Genomic DNA, 15124 nt, shown 5'->3' with positions numbered 1-15124 from the left:
CAATAGTTATTATAAGTTAGAGATATAAGGTTTAAAATCCCCCATTTTGGGGAGAGTTACTTAAGATGAAAGACGTATAAACTAATAAACAGTAGGACTTTGGTATGAATTTTATTGAAGCTTGATTACATGAATATGGATTTAAGGGAGGTGTTGTAAATCATTTTTTAATAATAACGTGATATTTGTAGCAAAATAGAAAAAGATCTTTGCAACATTAATAAGCGTTTATAATCATTTGAAACCGTAAAAATTCCTTAGCGTATAAAAATGTTAAAATGTGCGTGCTACTCCTTTTTCTTATTCGCTATTGATATTGAAAGTAAAGCAAATATAATTAGCGTTATTGAGATAACGCCATAAGCTGCCCCCTCAAACCCTCTCACTTCAAAAAAACCTCTATAAAGCAGGTACAATGCAGCCAATGTTCCTACAATAGCCGGAACGTTTTTTAGAACTCTAGAATCTGTTCTTTTTCTTAAAAAAACAGTTAGCAATATTACAATTGCACCTACTAATATTCCCAAACCAACCGGAACAAAAATCATCATTTTCTCCGCCCCCTTAATTAACCTTATTTTAATACAAAATCGGAAAAAAGCGGTACTGCCAAATTAAAGATTTACTCAAAATCTTCTTTGTTTTTCGCAATTTTGATGTAATAGTTTTACTTGTTTTTTAGTACGGGGAAAACAATTGGGCAATAAAAAATCAATACCAAATTTCATTTACCGTATTTTTACAATTGATAAAAATAAATGAGTAAACACGTCAATCAACCACTAATTATTCTTACAGAGTAGAAAAGAGTAGTATAGGACATAATTACATTTGAAAAGATGTAAAGGAGATGAATCAGATGGACAAGCCACTTAATGATAATAAAAAACAAAACATCAAAAAATTAAATACAGAAGAAAATGCTATTTATAGCGATCCGAAAGATGCGAGTAATATGCAACCAATACCACAGCCAAAAGATTATGATGAAATTGAGTATTAAAAAACAGGAACAGAAATGATATTGTTTCTGTTCCTGTTTTAGTTAACGAACTTTCGTTTATTCCTCTTTAGAAGGCGGAATAGAAAGAAATACTAACGAATCAATAAGCTCAACTGAAATGCTAAAATCATCATGAAGCGTAATTACAACACAAGCTACTAACGGTAACGTAATAATAATTACATCACCATCAATTATAACCCCTGATGAACATGTGTCATAGTCACTTATAGATAGCTCTATATCTGTATCTGGAGCAATTAAAATTTCCAAACATATATTCATGCATTGTTCGAATACGTAAGCGATTGTAGACCTCTCCTCTCTAAATAACCCATAATTCCTATGTAGATGGATGCTTGAACTGGATCTCTGAAAGTAGCTCTCATACCATACTATTTGAAGATAGCCCCTCTTGATTGGACAGGTTATCTATTTTTAAAAAATATACGTATGTAGTAAAGGCTGGATCTTGAGAATCATATAAAAAGCACTTTATAGAGGGAGTCGTGAAGTATAACAATAACAAAAGCGAAAATATCACTTTTGTGTATCATTACTTTCATGAATATAAAAAGCCCGATATAACTTTATTGAAGTTACAATCGGACTTTTTATGTCAAAATTATCTTAAAGTGGTTGCTTATTAGCAAACGTTACTTAAACATTTTCATACCTCATCCAGCCACTTTCAGAACGTTCTGCTTTATATTTACCGTAAGACAGAAGCTTCATCGCTGAACGAATAGCAGCGTGAAACACTAAGCTTAACTTCCATTCATCTTCCATATCTCTTGGATAAGCCGTTGATTCGTAAACATAATAAGCCGCCATAATACAGGGGGCTACTTGTTCGGGTTCAAACTCATAAGCGATTACATCATCTACAACAAAATCAACGAGAGATCGATTTTCACCCACAATATCTTTTTGAAGCAATTTTTTCACCGATTCTGGTACTAATTCTAATATTTTATCCTTTAGGACAGTCATTTTTTTGCTCTTTCAGCACGAAGAATTGCATCATTTGTCGGTGTATTAGGTACATAATTCCCATGACTATCTATGCTATGCGCTTCCTTATCATATTGTCCATTAGCATTCCGTTTCTTTGTTGTAAACGGGTTTTGATTGTTTCCCATCCTTGTCACCTCCAATAAATAGTATGTGCTAATCGGAACATGTTTTGTCTAAAATATATTTCGCAAAAAGTGGAAGGAAAATGTCAATATATTCTGTATGAAATGGTTCCTTTCGTAAAAAATAGATACAGACCTTAACAAAAGGAGGATCATTTATGACGAATAGAAATGATAATCGAGAGCGTAAAAATAAATATCCGAACAATCTAAAACAAGATACTGAGTTCTCTAAAGATGTAAATATTAGAAGTGAAGTAACAAAAAAAGATTTAAATAAATAATCTTTTGAGCCATTAAATATTGAAAAAGCTTGGATTTGATGGAATCCAAGCTTTTTCAAATGATAGAGATCCAACCATGATATATATAAACTGAATTTCATTTACCGTATTTTGGGATTAAAAATTGAAATATCAAAAACAACTAACATATGCATGAAAAAAATGTAGGATGGAACTATATTTCATGATGGATGTGTAAATCATTTTTGAATAGAGAGGTATTTCACTATGAAGTTAACGCCAGAGCAACGAATTCAATTGCATGGATTTAATAACCTTACAAAATCATTAAGTTTTAATATGTATGATATTTGCTATACAAAAACAAGAGAAGAACGAGAAGCCTATATTGAATACATAGATGAGCAATATAATGCAGACAGATTAACAAAGATTTTAAAAAATGTATCGGATATTATAGGTGCACACGTATTAAATGTCGCTAAACAAGACTACGTTCCACAAGGAGCGAGCGTTACAATATTAGTTTCAGAAGGACCGATTGTAGAAGTTCCAACTGAATCATTTAGCGAATCACCCGGCCCCCTTCCGGGATCAGTCGTTATACAGTTAGATAAAAGCCATATAACAGTTCATACATATCCTGAATATCACCCAGATGAAGGAATCAGCACTTTTAGAGCAGATATTGATGTGTCGACTTGCGGAGAAATCTCACCTCTTAAAGCGCTAAATTATTTAATTCACTCATTTGATACGGATATTATGACCATCGATTACCGAGTTCGTGGATTTACAAGAGATATAACGGGTAACAAATTATTTATTGATCACGAAATAAGCTCCATCCAAAATTACATTCCAGAGAATATAAAAAATTCGTATGACATGATTGATGTGAATGTATATCAAGAACACATTTTTCATACAAAGTGCAAACTAAAAAAATTTGACTTAAATAACTATTTGTTTGGATATACACAGGAAACATTATCTGTAGACGAACAACAAGAAATTACCAAGAAATTAAAATTGGAAATGGATGAAATATTTTACGGAAAGAATATGAATCATGGCTCAATTGAAGAGGATTCAACTGAATGAAACATCCAAAATATCACTAAAAAGCAGGAAAACTTCTCCTGCTTTTTTACTTTTTCGATGTGAAAATTAGTCAGTTTTTATGATTAGAAATCGCAGTACTGAAGAAAGGTGTTTTTCATTTTTTGTCGAATTTGAATTTTGGTATAGATTCAATAAAGAAAGGAATAAAAAATGAACAAATACGAGCAATTAATTTCATGGGTAGAAAATATTAAAGACCGAAATCATAGCTCTGCAGCAGCACTTTTTATTATGAAAGATAATCAAGTTGTATTGGAGCATTATAGCGGAACTCATTCTAATACAAAAAATAGTTCTCCTATTACAGCAACTTCACAGTTTAATGTTGCTTCTGCTAGAAAAAGTTACTTAGGACTTACGATTGCCTATGCACTTTATGAAGGGAAAATTAGAAGTCTAGACGATTATGCTGTAGATTACTTTGAAGAGTATGACAAAACTTTACTTGGTCATACAACCTTAAGACACTTAGTAACTCATTCACACGGTCTCAATATGAATGACAGCGGGATGGTGTACCGAGAATTTGAATCTGGGGAAGAATGGGCGTATAGAGGTATTAATGTTGAAATGATGACACAGTTAATTCATAAGCTATATAATAAAAGCTTTCCGGAATTACTAAGAGAACGAGTTTTTATACCCGCAGGTTTTACAGAAACAGCTTGGCAAAAAGCAGATCATGACAATTTAGTAAAAGTAGTCATAAATCCAGGTGAACCAGCTGAAAGCAAGATAGGCGCATCAGATGATGGGACAGAATCGAATCTTTTTGTCTCCGCTAGAGAATTTGCTTATTGGGGAAACCTTCATCTAAATAAAGGATATATGAATGGGAAACAAATTGTACCGAAAGAAGTCATTGAAATTGCAACACAAGTTCATTCTCCCCATTATAAAAATACAAATTTACCACAAAACGGATTATTTTGGTTTGTTCAAAATGCACCAGCACTGCAAAGTGAAATAGGTGAAAGAGTTCCAAAAGGATCTTATCAAATACTAGGTGTAACAGGGCCAACAATTTTAGTTATTCCTGAATATAATGTCGTTGTCGCAAAGATGTATAACAAAAGGTATAACTATGAAGGAGACAATTATCTTCAATATTTAAGAGAGTTTAGCAATTTAGTGGCTGATATATTTGCTCAATAATCATAACAGTTAATACGATTTGTACATAAGCATTAGAATATGCGTATTAATAGAATATTTGTAATCAACAAAAAGACACTTCAAATTGGTAAGTGTCTTTTTGTTGATTAACAGCGATAAAGTTATTGGTGTTACTCCGTACTAATTTTCATCTTAATATCCGTATCTCACGGAACATTGTGGGCATAATAAGCATCGTTAGACAATTATTTAAAAAATTCAAATTAGAAAAGAGAAGGAAGGATGGTATGAAACATTCATCTGTTAATCCATGGCTTGTTGTCTTCGGTACTGTTATTGTCCAAATGGGCCTTGGTACGATATATACATGGAGCTTATTCAATCAGCCTTTAGTGAGTAAATACGGCTGGAATCTTAACGCTGTTGCTATAACCTTCTCAATCACTAGCTTTTCATTAGCATTTTCAACTTTGTTTGCGGGTAAATTACAAGAGAAATTGGGGCTTCGTAAACTCATTATGATAGCTGGATTATCTCTAGGGATTGGCTTGATGCTTAGTTCACAAGTTTCCTCATTACCAATGCTTTATGTACTAGCAGGTGTTGTTGTAGGTTATGCAGACGGTACAGCATATATCACTTCATTATCTAATTTAATAAAGTGGTTTCCAAAGCGTAAAGGTTTAATTTCTGGGATATGTGTCTCTTCATACGGCACGGGTAGCCTAATTTTTAAATACATTAACGCAAAGTTCATTGATTCAGTCGGTGTATCGCAAGCGTTTTTTTATTGGGGCTTAATTGTTGCAGTTATGGTAGTGATAGGCGCTTGTTTTATCCACAAAGCCGCTGAACAAGATACAGTTCATGAAACAAAGAGTCATGATTATACAACAAGTGAAATGCTGCGCACAAAACAAGTTTATCTGTTATTCATCATGTTATTTACATCATGTATGAGTGGCTTATACTTAATTGGTATGGTAAAAGATATCGGTGTTAAACTTGTAGGGCTTAGCGCAGCAACGGCAGCTAATGCCGTTGCAATGATTGCTATTTTTAATACAGTTGGTCGAATCATTCTAGGTCCATTATCAGATAAAATCGGTCGCTTAAAAATTGTGTCTGCAACTTTTGTCATTATAGCTACGTCTGTTTTTGTTCTCAGTTTTGTGGACTTAAATTACGGTATCTATTTTGCCTGTGTAGCAAGCGTTGCTTTTTGCTTTGGTGGAAATATCACGATTTTCCCAGCCATTGTTGGCGATTTCTTCGGTCTAAAAAATCATAGTAAAAACTACGGTATCGTGTATCAAGGTTTTGGTTTTGGGGCACTTGCCGGTTCCTTTATTGGTGCAATTCTAGGTGGATTTAAACCAACTTTTATGGTAATCGGTGCATTATGTGTTGTATCATTTATCATTGCTATTTTGATCCGACCACCTAATGAGCAAAAAGAAGAAAATCATCGCGGTGTAGCGTGAAGATGTAAGAGACAAACTTTAGGTTTAAAGAAAAAAGAAAAGAATCTTCTACAATATAGAATCGATTCTTTTCTTTTTTCATTTTTATGAGGGACTCATATTTGTTACAAAAGATGGAATGAAAGAACAATACCGCAAAACATACAATAGTATTTACGGTATTCAGAAAAGTTACAGATAGATTAAATATAATTTTAGAGATGTAGTTACATGCAAATGAAATTTAAGGTAGTATAAAAGCAAAATAGAAAAATTATAAAAGGGGTTAGAAAGTATTATGATGGATGGACAAGAATTAAAACAAGAACTACAACAAATCAAAAAGAACAATTACGTCGTACCAGAAGATGTGGACGCCTTTCCATACGCACAATGGATGATGGATTATATCGGATCAACTGATGCTGAACTGCGGGATGAATTAATTTACAGTACGCTCGAACGATGGATTACAGGCGAAGTATTTAGACAAAAAGAGTTACGCGGACTATTGCTACAGGCGCTTAGTCCTGATTATTTGTTTTATAAAATCGGTGAAAAGGGAACAGACTCTGTTTTTAAGCGTGCTTTCTCCATTTTAATCCCGCCACTTATTTTATCCGTTCATGAAAAAGAACCGTTCTTATCTGAAGAACAGCTCTACAGCGTGGCAGAACAAGTTCTTGAATATGTATATCTTGAGCAAGATGTACGCGGCTATGTAGATGGCAGGGGATGGGCTCATTCTACCGCACATGCTGCAGATGCGCTAGACGCATTAGCTCGTACGATACGAAATCACGAATTTTCGCATGCAATCCTTACTGTTGTTCGTCATAAGGTTCGTCTGCACGATTACATATACATAAACTTTGAGGATGAGAGATTAGTGACGGCAGTTATGTCTTTATGGAATCAAAATATCTTAAGCCAAGAAGAATGGAACAATTGGCTTCACAGCTTTACGATCATTGAAGACGCTCCAGCTTCTCAAAATGATATTTTAGTACAAAACATTAGAACCTTTTTAAGAAGCTTGTATTTCCGAGCTTTAGAACAAGAGGGGAACTCCGGGTTTACAGTTGCAATACTAGAGACTTTACAAAAATGGCATAGGTTTTAATTTGGGTTGTAATATATAATTTTTTTCATATTTCTATGTAAAAAAACAATCAATAATAAATATGTTGTTTATCAAAAAAGAGTCTTAATAATTTAAGACTCTTTTTTGAGCATTTAGCATAGCAATATAAAACATACCCATGGAGAAGATGAAACATCATGAAACTAACAAAATAAAGCGATTTCTATAAATAAATGAGGGTGATGAATAATGCTAGAAAATTTAATAACTGAAGCACGCAATAAAAAAACAATGAACTTAGACGAAATGTCAACAATTGATCTTTTAACAATCATGAATGAAGAAGATGCAAAAGTCGCAGAAGCAGTGAAACAAGAAATTCCACAAATCGCTAAGGCAGTGGAAGCGATTGTTGCAGCAAAAAGAAAAGGTGGCCGCTTAATATATATAGGAGCTGGTACTAGCGGACGTATTGGTTTGTTAGATGCAGTTGAATGTCCTCCAACATTCGGAACAGATTCAGGAGAAGTAATTGGATTAATTGCTGGAGGTGAAAAAGCCTTCATTAAAGCGGTAGAAGGTGCAGAAGACAGGAAAGAATTAGGTATTCAAGACTTAAAGAATATTTATTTAACAGATAAAGATATTGTAGTAGGAATTGCAGCAAGCGGACGAACTCCATACGTTATTGGAGGATTAGAATATGCAAATTCAATTGGTACTCAAACAGTCGCAGTTTGCTGTAACAAAGGCTCAGCAGTTGGAAAAGTCGCGTCCATTGCTATTGAAGTAGTAAGCGGGCCAGAAGTATTAACAGGTTCAACACGCTTAAAAGCAGGTACATCACAAAAATTAATTTGTAATATGCTTTCAACAGCCACTATGGTAGGAATCGGGAAAGTATATGGGAATTTAATGGTTGATGTTCAATTAACAAATGAAAAGCTTGTTGAACGCGCAAAGCGTATCGTGATGGAGGCAACATCTTGTGATTATGAAACAGCTGGAACATACTTAGTAAAAGCAGATAATAAACCTAAAATCGCGATTGTAATGATTTTGACAGGACTTTCAAAAGAAGAAGCAATGAAGAAATTAGTAGAAACGCAAGGTTTTGTTAAACAAGTTGTAAAATAACCGAAAAGAGGACGACACGATGAACAAATATCATAGCATGGCATCTCAAATTTTAGATGCAGTTGGTGGTAGTGATAATGTTTCAGCATACACAAACTGTATGACACGTCTTCGTATTACACTTGTAGATCGTAATTTAATTCATGAAGAATTATTAAAAAAGATTGATGGGGTTCTTGGTACTGTTGATGATGAAACATATCAAATTATCCTTGGACCAGGTATTGTAACAAAAGTAGCAGAACAATTCAGTATTGTGTTAGCAGAGAAAAAAGGACAAGGCGATTATTTAAATGCTTCTTCTGCAGAAGAACTACAAGCAAAAGGGGCAAATATAAAGACTGAATTAAAGAAAAAGAATAATACACCATTTAAAAATTTTTTAAGAAAAGTAGGAAATATTTTCGTTCCTCTTATACCAGCATTTGTTGGAGCAGGGTTAATTGCTGGTATTGCTTCAATTCTATTAAATAATATTACTGCTGGAAATTTAGATAAAGAAACTTGGGGACAATATGTAACCGTTTTAAATGTGATTAAAAATGCACTTTTTAGTTATTTAGTAATTTATGTCGGCATGAATGCGGCAAAAGAATTCAAGGCAACGCCATCACTTGGTGGAGTAATCGGTGGCATTACCTTGTTAACTGGTGTGACTCCAGAAAATCCAATTCATAATATCTTCACTGCTCAGCCGTTAGCACCAGGACAAGGTGGAGTTATTGGTGTATTATTGGCTGTTTGGATCTTAGCATTTGTAGAAAAGAAATTACGTAAAGTGATTCCTGATACAATTGATATGATCGTGACACCAACAATCACATTATTAATAGTAGGGCTTATAACAATTTTCTTCATTATGCCATTAGCAGGTTTCGTTTCAGAAAACTTAATTGGTGCTATCAATTGGGTATTATTACGCGGTGGCGCATTTGCTGGATTTGTACTTGGCGCAACATTCTTACCACTTGTTATGTTAGGGTTACATCAAATATTAATACCAATTCATATTGAAATGATCCATACAACAGGTATGACACAATTACTTCCTATTCTTTCGATGGCAGGGGCTGGGCAAGTAGGAGCAGCAACGGCATTATGGATCCGCTGTCATAAAAATAAATCATTAACAAATTTGATCAAAGGTGCACTCCCGGTAGGAATTCTTGGTATAGGGGAACCGTTAATTTACGGTGTTACATTACCATTAGGCCGTCCTTTTATCACCGCATGTATCGGTGGAGGTATCGGAGGAGCAGTCATCGGATTGCTTGGCAACGTTGGTGCAATTGCTATCGGACCATCTGGTGTGGCATTAATTCCTTTAATTGCCGGTGGTGTATGGTGGAAATACGTGATTGGATTATTTGCAGGATACGCCGCTGGGTTTATCGTAACCTATTTCTTCGGTGTCCCAAAGGAAGCGATGATAGAACAAGAATAATACATCTTAAAAGTACGATTAGTTTTATGGTCGATCATTGGGTTCTACTATCATTCACCTACATAAAAAACTGCCACTTATGAAATATACATGATCTAATACATCCTGATATCTTATAATATGAGGGGATTAATGTTAAAGGAGGGGGAACATGGGTGAGCGGATACTGAAAATAAATAAAGTAGAGATTTGTGTAGAAATTTTTGGAAATCCTAAGGACCCTGCTGTACTTTTAATCATGGGGGCTATGTCTTCATTAGATTGGTGGGATGAGGACTTCTGTCTCCGCCTCGCTGACCAAGGAAGATTTGTCATTCGATACGATCATCGTGATCTGGGACGATCGACTACTTATGAGCCTGGTACTTCCAACTACACAATATTAGACATGACTGCCGATGCAGTTGGAGTTCTGGATGCATATTCCATAAAACGGGCTCATATCGTTGGAATGTCCTTAGGTGGTTTGATTGGCCAAATTTTTGCCCTGAGATATCCAAAGCGTGTATTTACACTTACTTTAATTGCATCAAGTGTGTTCGGTACTGAGATGGAAAAACTTCCTCCGATGGATCAGAAAATACTAAATTACCATGCAAAGAGTACTTCCATAGACTGGTCAAATCAAGAGGCGGCTATTTCCTATATTGCGGGTGGATGGAAAACTTTAGCCGGTTCCAAACCTTATGAGAGGGAAAGAATATACAAATTGGCGAAAAGGGAGGTTACCCGCGCTAAACAGCTTCCAAGTAGATTTAATCATGCTATGCTGCAGGGCGGAGGTGATTATTACGATAGGATGGGAGAAATTAGCGTACCGGTACTCATTATTCATGGAACAGAAGATCCAGCTTTGCCATACGAACATGGGATTGCTCTTGCGAAAGCCATTTCCCATGCTGAACTAGTGACTCTTGATGGATCAGGGCATGAGCTTCATAGTGAAGACTGGGAACAAATGATAGAATCAATTGTAAAACTTAGTTCCTAATAAAAAGAAATAGTTAGGGTAACGTCAGAAAAATGCGGATTTACAACGTTAAGCAATAGATATTACTATCTGTTGGTATACAGTATTTAAATAATAGGATTATAGTCACCATCGAAATGAAATTCGTATTCATTGTCGATTCGAATATAGCCTAGAATGTTGCGTTCCCTACACCTACGAAGAACGCTTGAATAGTTCTCATTATCTTTGTTCCCTTCTGCGACAAGAATTTCTTGGTCTTCGCAATCAAGGACAATTCCAATATGGTCGTGAGAATTATTTGATAAAAGTTTTTCATAAATAACTATATCGCCGCGTTGTGGTCTAAAGTTTTGGTCATCATAATAAAAAAATCCAGTTTCGGGCAATTTAGCCCACTCAAATATAGCACCTACACCAGCTAGTCGATGATTACCGTTTGGATAACGTATCGGCAGCAAAATTCCTGCCTGCATACAGCAATGGTATACGAATGCTGCACACCAGTTCCCTTGGAGTACTTTATATATATCGGGATCAGGCCAATAATGGCAAATTTCCGTATACAGTTTATCTTGTGGAATACCAATAATGTTTTGACTTGCTAGTTCTTCTGAAATATCGGCCAACAAGCTTCGTTTGTCTTTTTCGTTTTTTGTAATCTTTTCATTATGATTGGTTGGAATAACTCCTTCAAATTGGTCCTTTGGAATGGACAATTTGCCAAATACATTATGAAATCTTTGAACATCCATATGGAATACGGTGTAATCCAAGTGCTGAAAGAAATTATTAAGTATAATAGCATCTTTGATCAATTCATCGTATGGACCGTGAACTTTCCCACGCTGATTCTGGTAGAATATTGCCCGAAGAATGGTAAGTTGTTCATCCTTAGAAAAAATATTTAAATCTCTTATGATAGGTCTGACGGTTTCAGCACTATTAATTCCGGGAAAATAACTGATACCAGTTTTATAGAAATAATAGTTGTGAAGCAAACCTGTGATAGCCGCAATTTCTGTCTCTAATCCTCGCTTCATTGCAAGCATCGAAGCGAAAGATGATACCCCATTAAGTTGAGCATAAGCTTCTTGTCTGTTAACTAAGCTGTTCAAATCAAGTATTTTATTAACAAGTACACGAATACTTTCAATCCTGTTTCTTGAACTATTCACAGATTATCCCACTTCCTATTCCACTTTATTTCTTGACCAAGCTTGACCTTTGGTTTAAGTACAATTTTTCACAATCTCACATTAATTTTAGCATAACATCCATTTTTGTTTTGCCTAATAGCACTTTAATGGCCATCTTAATTATCAACATTAGTTTAAAACAAAGTCATAAACTAAAACATAACAAGGCATCTGCTGATCCTCAGTGGATGCCTTGTTAGTATTGAGAATGTGGAATCATATTTTATAAATAATAAATAATGGTAATAGTTAAGTATTCCATCCCTATTTTACTTTTGGTTGCCATACTCTATGTTCAGCAAACTGTTTCTTTCTTATCACTTAAAAATCTTTCGTAAAATTTTAATTTTGTCCCTATACGGTGGAAATACAAACCCAAAGTCTACGATTGAGCTTTTCTTTAAAATGCTTTTATGATGTGTAAAAGCGTCAAAGCTATGTTTCCCATGATAGGCACCGAATCCTGCACTTCCTACTCCACCAAAAGGCAAGTGGAGATTCGCCATATGTGACATTGTATCATTGACGCATCCTCCTCCAAAAGACACTCGTCCTAATACTTGTTTTTCAACATTTTTATTTTCAGTAAATACATACAAAGCTAACGGTTTGTGATGGTTGTTAACCATATGAATGACCTCATCTAAATCGTTGTACTCCATAATTGGTAAAATCGGTCCGAAAATTTCTTCTTTCATAGCTGCATCATCCCACGATTTTGTTTCAAGAAGTGTTGGTTCAATATATAAATGACTTCTAGATGAATTTCCACCAAATATTATATGATTTTGGTCTTGTTCTAATATAGAAATAAGTCTATCAAATTGCTTCTCATTGACAATTCGACCATAATCATTGCTTTTTGATACATCTGATCCATAAAAGCTTGTAATGATTTCTTTCATTTTCGAAATCAATTGTACCCTAACAGATTTGTGTGCAATAACATAATCAGGTGCAATACAGGATTGCCCAGCATTTATGAATTTCCCCCAGATAATACGTTTGGCTGCTATATCTATGTTAGCGGTTTCATCGACAATAGCTGGTCCTTTTCCACCAAGTTCTAATGTTACTGGTATAAGATTTTTCGCCGCAGCTTCCATGACAATTTTCCCAATTTGAACGCTACCAGTAAAAAAGATATGGTCAAACGGTGCATGAATTAATAAAGAAGTTATTTCTCTGTCTCCTTCAATTACACGAATATATTGCTTATCAAACGTTTCACTTATTATTTTATTAATTACAACTGAAACATTCGGTGCATTTTCTGAAGGCTTGAGAACAACACAATTCCCTGCCGCAATTGCCCCGATAAGAGGTTCAATTAATGATTGAAATGGATAATTAAAAGGTCCAATAATTAGCACTGTACCATATGGCTCTTTTATTATGTAACTTTTGGAAGGTGCAAAATGGATAGGCGTTTTTACTTTTTGAGGTTTCATCCACTGTTTTAGGTATTTCATAATAAAGTTGATACTGTTATAGGCGAAACCAATTTCTGCAGCATATGCTTCAAACTCGCTTTTGTGTAAATCTTGATATAATGCATTCAGTACTTGATTTTCATATTTTCGAATAGACATTTTTAATTTTTCTAACTGTTCAAGCCGAAACTGAAGACTTCTTGTATGATCAAGATGGAAAAATTGTTTATGCTCTTGAATCAGTTGTTGCATATTATCAACCATTAGGAAACCCCTCCAATAGCAAGAAAATATTTATATAATATGTATATCAATTATAAAAATATTTACTCCACATATCTAGCAATTGTTTGTAAATGCTTAAAAAACAAGGATACAAGGTTGATAGGCGTGAGCTTAGAGCAATTTTGGTGCGCCGACGATTAGAGAACGCTTTTTCTTAATTGCTAGATGCAATGGGAAAGCTATAAATTTGCAAAACCAACACATGATGATCCTAATAGCAGTGAAGTGAAATGGAGTAAAAGAAAATCTTAATCTATTTATTGTACGTATTTGTCAGACAAATCATTCTTTCTATTAGTCTTACAAAACTGTAAGGGATCTGTCATCTTTTTCAATAGCATCAAAAAATCCCCAGATTATATACTAAAGATACATTTACAAAAAGAGGAGTGGGAAAATATGCATGAAGTGATTGAAGAAGTGGTAGCTGGCTTATGTGAATTCGTAGTTGAAGTTACAGCTGATGTTGTTACTAATATCTTTTCAGATGCGAATACAGAGGAAGAAAAAGAAATATTGTAAATTAAGATGTCATTCATTATATAAAAACAAATGTTGTGAAATATGGATTTTTTAAAAATTCTATGGACAAATAAAAATAATTAGTTCATAATTGCGATTAATAATTAACACATCGTTAATTATTAAGGAGCATGTAAAGAATAATGCTAACCGCTTAGGAGGTAGGTAAATGTCAAACCAAGAAGCTTTAAAACAATATGATGCAAAAAAATACCACACACCTGATGGATATACGTCAGATATCGCAGTATTTACTATCGTTACTGAGGAAAAAGAAGAACATAAACCTCCTGTTATGGCTCTGAAATTAATGCTGATAAAACGGGCATTAACCAATTCAGAAGGGAAATCTAATATTGAAGCAGGGAAATGGGCGTTACCTGGGGGCTTTGTACAGGATGATGAAACGGCGTTTGAAGCGGCAAAGCGAGAATTAGAGGAAGAAACAGGTGTAGAAGGTATACATATTAAGCATTATGGTGTGTATGATAAACCTGGTCGTGACCCGCGTGGTTGGATTATTTCTAACGCTCATTATGCGATTGTACCAGAGTATTATTTAGAAAAACGTCAAGCCAATGACGATGCTGCAGAAGTTGCATTATTTTCAATTGATGAAGTACTAAAATTAGACTTAGCTTTTGATCATAATCAGATCATAAGCGACGCAATTAAAGTCATTACAATTGATTTACTTCAAACAACAGTAGCAAAAAGTTTTTTACCAAAGAGTTTTACATACTCTGAGCTGCAAGCCGTATTATTGACTGTTACTGAAGACCCAGCAATTAAGAGTGGACAGGCATTCGCGAGAAAAATAAAAACTTTGCCGTTCATTCAGGAAGTTACGGGACAAACGACCCAACGAACATCGAAAAAATCTGCACAATTGTATCGTTTTGTGGAGATGGAGATAGTGCAACCAATATACACGGCTAGATATTAATTTTTTTAAAATC

The 15124-nt window shown here is 34.6% G+C and carries 17 protein-coding genes; 11 read left to right on the top strand and 6 right to left on the bottom strand.

Annotated elements, in window-relative coordinates; all coding sequences use genetic code 11:
- Positions 1 to 287: 287 nt before the first annotated feature.
- Complete coding sequence (locus tag Q9306_RS08895) at positions 288 to 551, bottom strand: YesK family protein (protein ID WP_306197396.1); 264 nt, start codon at positions 549 to 551, stop codon at positions 288 to 290.
- 308 nt (positions 552 to 859) lie between these two features.
- On the opposite strand from Q9306_RS08895, the gene Q9306_RS08890 reads away from it, so the two are divergent.
- A complete protein-coding gene (locus tag Q9306_RS08890) occupies positions 860 to 1003 on the top strand; it encodes a hypothetical protein (RefSeq protein ID WP_306197393.1) in 144 nt (47 codons plus the stop codon).
- A gap of 57 nt (positions 1004 to 1060) precedes the next feature.
- Here Q9306_RS08890 and Q9306_RS08885 read toward each other — a convergent pair whose 3' ends face one another.
- The 3 genes from Q9306_RS08885 to Q9306_RS08875 all read right to left on the bottom strand — a co-directional run bounded on the left by Q9306_RS08885 (position 1061) and on the right by Q9306_RS08875 (position 2145).
- Positions 1061 to 1288, bottom strand: a complete 228-nt coding sequence (locus Q9306_RS08885) for a hypothetical protein (protein WP_306197389.1) — start codon at positions 1286 to 1288, stop codon at positions 1061 to 1063.
- A gap of 375 nt (positions 1289 to 1663) precedes the next feature.
- On the bottom strand, positions 1664 to 1996 hold the full coding sequence (locus Q9306_RS08880; RefSeq protein ID WP_306197387.1) for a hypothetical protein: 333 nt from the start codon (positions 1994 to 1996) through the stop codon (positions 1664 to 1666).
- Positions 1993 to 2145, bottom strand: a complete 153-nt coding sequence (locus Q9306_RS08875; RefSeq protein WP_242223438.1) for a hypothetical protein — start codon at positions 2143 to 2145, stop codon at positions 1993 to 1995. Before Q9306_RS08875 ends, Q9306_RS08880 begins: the two co-directional genes overlap by 4 nt.
- 155 nt (positions 2146 to 2300) lie before the next feature.
- Between Q9306_RS08875 and Q9306_RS08870 the strand changes: the two genes are divergently transcribed.
- The 8 genes from Q9306_RS08870 (at position 2301) to mleCBF (ending at position 10747) form a co-directional block, all read left to right on the top strand.
- Positions 2301 to 2426: a hypothetical protein gene (locus tag Q9306_RS08870; protein WP_306197383.1), complete on the top strand. Its 126-nt coding sequence runs from the start codon at positions 2301 to 2303 to the stop codon at positions 2424 to 2426.
- Between the two features lie 228 nt (positions 2427 to 2654).
- The gene (gene speD, locus Q9306_RS08865; RefSeq protein WP_306197380.1) at positions 2655 to 3491 is read left to right on the top strand and encodes an adenosylmethionine decarboxylase; all 837 of its coding nucleotides are present in this window, start codon (positions 2655 to 2657) and stop codon (positions 3489 to 3491) included.
- Positions 3492 to 3662: 171 nt separating this feature from the next.
- On the top strand, positions 3663 to 4667 hold the full coding sequence (locus Q9306_RS08860; protein ID WP_306197379.1) for a serine hydrolase domain-containing protein: 1005 nt from the start codon (positions 3663 to 3665) through the stop codon (positions 4665 to 4667).
- Between the two features lie 248 nt (positions 4668 to 4915).
- Positions 4916 to 6112, top strand: a complete 1197-nt coding sequence (locus tag Q9306_RS08855) for an L-lactate MFS transporter (protein ID WP_306197377.1) — start codon at positions 4916 to 4918, stop codon at positions 6110 to 6112.
- Positions 6113 to 6389: 277 nt separating this feature from the next.
- Positions 6390 to 7214, top strand: coding sequence for a DUF2785 domain-containing protein (locus tag Q9306_RS08850; RefSeq protein WP_306197375.1), 825 nt, complete (start codon positions 6390 to 6392; stop codon positions 7212 to 7214).
- A 210-nt stretch (positions 7215 to 7424) separates the two neighbouring features.
- Entirely contained in the window at positions 7425 to 8312 is an 888-nt protein-coding gene (murQ, locus tag Q9306_RS08845) for an N-acetylmuramic acid 6-phosphate etherase (protein ID WP_306197373.1), read from the top strand.
- Between the two features lie 19 nt (positions 8313 to 8331).
- The gene (locus tag Q9306_RS08840; RefSeq protein WP_306197371.1) at positions 8332 to 9756 is read left to right on the top strand and encodes a PTS transporter subunit EIIC; all 1425 of its coding nucleotides are present in this window, start codon (positions 8332 to 8334) and stop codon (positions 9754 to 9756) included.
- 151 nt (positions 9757 to 9907) lie between these two features.
- Positions 9908 to 10747, top strand: a complete 840-nt coding sequence (gene mleCBF / locus Q9306_RS08835) for a CBF family alpha/beta fold macrolide esterase (protein ID WP_306197370.1) — start codon at positions 9908 to 9910, stop codon at positions 10745 to 10747.
- A gap of 86 nt (positions 10748 to 10833) precedes the next feature.
- On the opposite strand, the gene Q9306_RS08830 is transcribed toward mleCBF, so the two are convergent.
- Together Q9306_RS08830 and Q9306_RS08825 are read right to left on the bottom strand one after the other, a co-directional pair.
- Positions 10834 to 11904 carry a CHAP domain-containing protein gene (locus Q9306_RS08830; RefSeq protein WP_306197368.1) on the bottom strand — a complete coding sequence of 357 codons (1071 nt, stop codon included), beginning with the start codon at positions 11902 to 11904 and terminating at the stop codon, positions 10834 to 10836.
- 338 nt (positions 11905 to 12242) lie between these two features.
- Positions 12243 to 13622, bottom strand: a complete 1380-nt coding sequence (locus Q9306_RS08825) for an aldehyde dehydrogenase (protein ID WP_306197366.1) — start codon at positions 13620 to 13622, stop codon at positions 12243 to 12245.
- Between the two features lie 420 nt (positions 13623 to 14042).
- On the opposite strand from Q9306_RS08825, the gene Q9306_RS08820 reads away from it, so the two are divergent.
- On the top strand, positions 14043 to 14165 hold the full coding sequence (locus tag Q9306_RS08820) for a hypothetical protein (RefSeq protein ID WP_306197363.1): 123 nt from the start codon (positions 14043 to 14045) through the stop codon (positions 14163 to 14165).
- Between the two features lie 169 nt (positions 14166 to 14334).
- Positions 14335 to 15111 carry an NUDIX domain-containing protein gene (locus tag Q9306_RS08815; RefSeq protein ID WP_306197362.1) on the top strand — a complete coding sequence of 259 codons (777 nt, stop codon included), beginning with the start codon at positions 14335 to 14337 and terminating at the stop codon, positions 15109 to 15111.
- Positions 15112 to 15124 lie beyond the last annotated feature (13 nt).

Source organism: Bacillus multifaciens (assembly GCF_030756675.1).
Lineage (GTDB): Bacteria > Bacillota > Bacilli > Bacillales > Bacillaceae_G > Bacillus_A > Bacillus_A multifaciens.
Note: the sequence above shows the minus strand (reverse complement) of the source record. Positions and strands in the feature narration are given on the sequence as shown.

Bases quoted from the DNA above. Each gene is read 5' to 3' on its own strand.
- Q9306_RS08895 (WP_306197396.1), bottom strand. From the start codon at position 551: ATGATGATTTTTGTTCCGGTTGGTTTGGGAATATTAGTAGGTGCAATT.
- Q9306_RS08890 (WP_306197393.1), top strand. From the start codon at position 860: ATGGACAAGCCACTTAATGATAATAAAAAACAAAACATCAAAAAATTA.
- Q9306_RS08885 (WP_306197389.1), bottom strand. From the start codon at position 1,288: ATGAATATATGTTTGGAAATTTTAATTGCTCCAGATACAGATATAGAG.
- Q9306_RS08880 (WP_306197387.1), bottom strand. From the start codon at position 1,996: ATGACTGTCCTAAAGGATAAAATATTAGAATTAGTACCAGAATCGGTG.
- Q9306_RS08875 (WP_242223438.1), bottom strand. From the start codon at position 2,145: ATGGGAAACAATCAAAACCCGTTTACAACAAAGAAACGGAATGCTAAT.
- Q9306_RS08870 (WP_306197383.1), top strand. From the start codon at position 2,301: ATGACGAATAGAAATGATAATCGAGAGCGTAAAAATAAATATCCGAAC.
- speD (WP_306197380.1), top strand. From the start codon at position 2,655: ATGAAGTTAACGCCAGAGCAACGAATTCAATTGCATGGATTTAATAAC.
- Q9306_RS08860 (WP_306197379.1), top strand. From the start codon at position 3,663: ATGAACAAATACGAGCAATTAATTTCATGGGTAGAAAATATTAAAGAC.
- Q9306_RS08855 (WP_306197377.1), top strand. From the start codon at position 4,916: ATGAAACATTCATCTGTTAATCCATGGCTTGTTGTCTTCGGTACTGTT.
- Q9306_RS08850 (WP_306197375.1), top strand. From the start codon at position 6,390: ATGATGGATGGACAAGAATTAAAACAAGAACTACAACAAATCAAAAAG.
- murQ (WP_306197373.1), top strand. From the start codon at position 7,425: ATGCTAGAAAATTTAATAACTGAAGCACGCAATAAAAAAACAATGAAC.
- Q9306_RS08840 (WP_306197371.1), top strand. From the start codon at position 8,332: ATGAACAAATATCATAGCATGGCATCTCAAATTTTAGATGCAGTTGGT.
- mleCBF (WP_306197370.1), top strand. From the start codon at position 9,908: ATGGGTGAGCGGATACTGAAAATAAATAAAGTAGAGATTTGTGTAGAA.
- Q9306_RS08825 (WP_306197366.1), bottom strand. From the start codon at position 13,622: ATGGTTGATAATATGCAACAACTGATTCAAGAGCATAAACAATTTTTC.
- Q9306_RS08820 (WP_306197363.1), top strand. From the start codon at position 14,043: ATGCATGAAGTGATTGAAGAAGTGGTAGCTGGCTTATGTGAATTCGTA.
- Q9306_RS08815 (WP_306197362.1), top strand. From the start codon at position 14,335: ATGTCAAACCAAGAAGCTTTAAAACAATATGATGCAAAAAAATACCAC.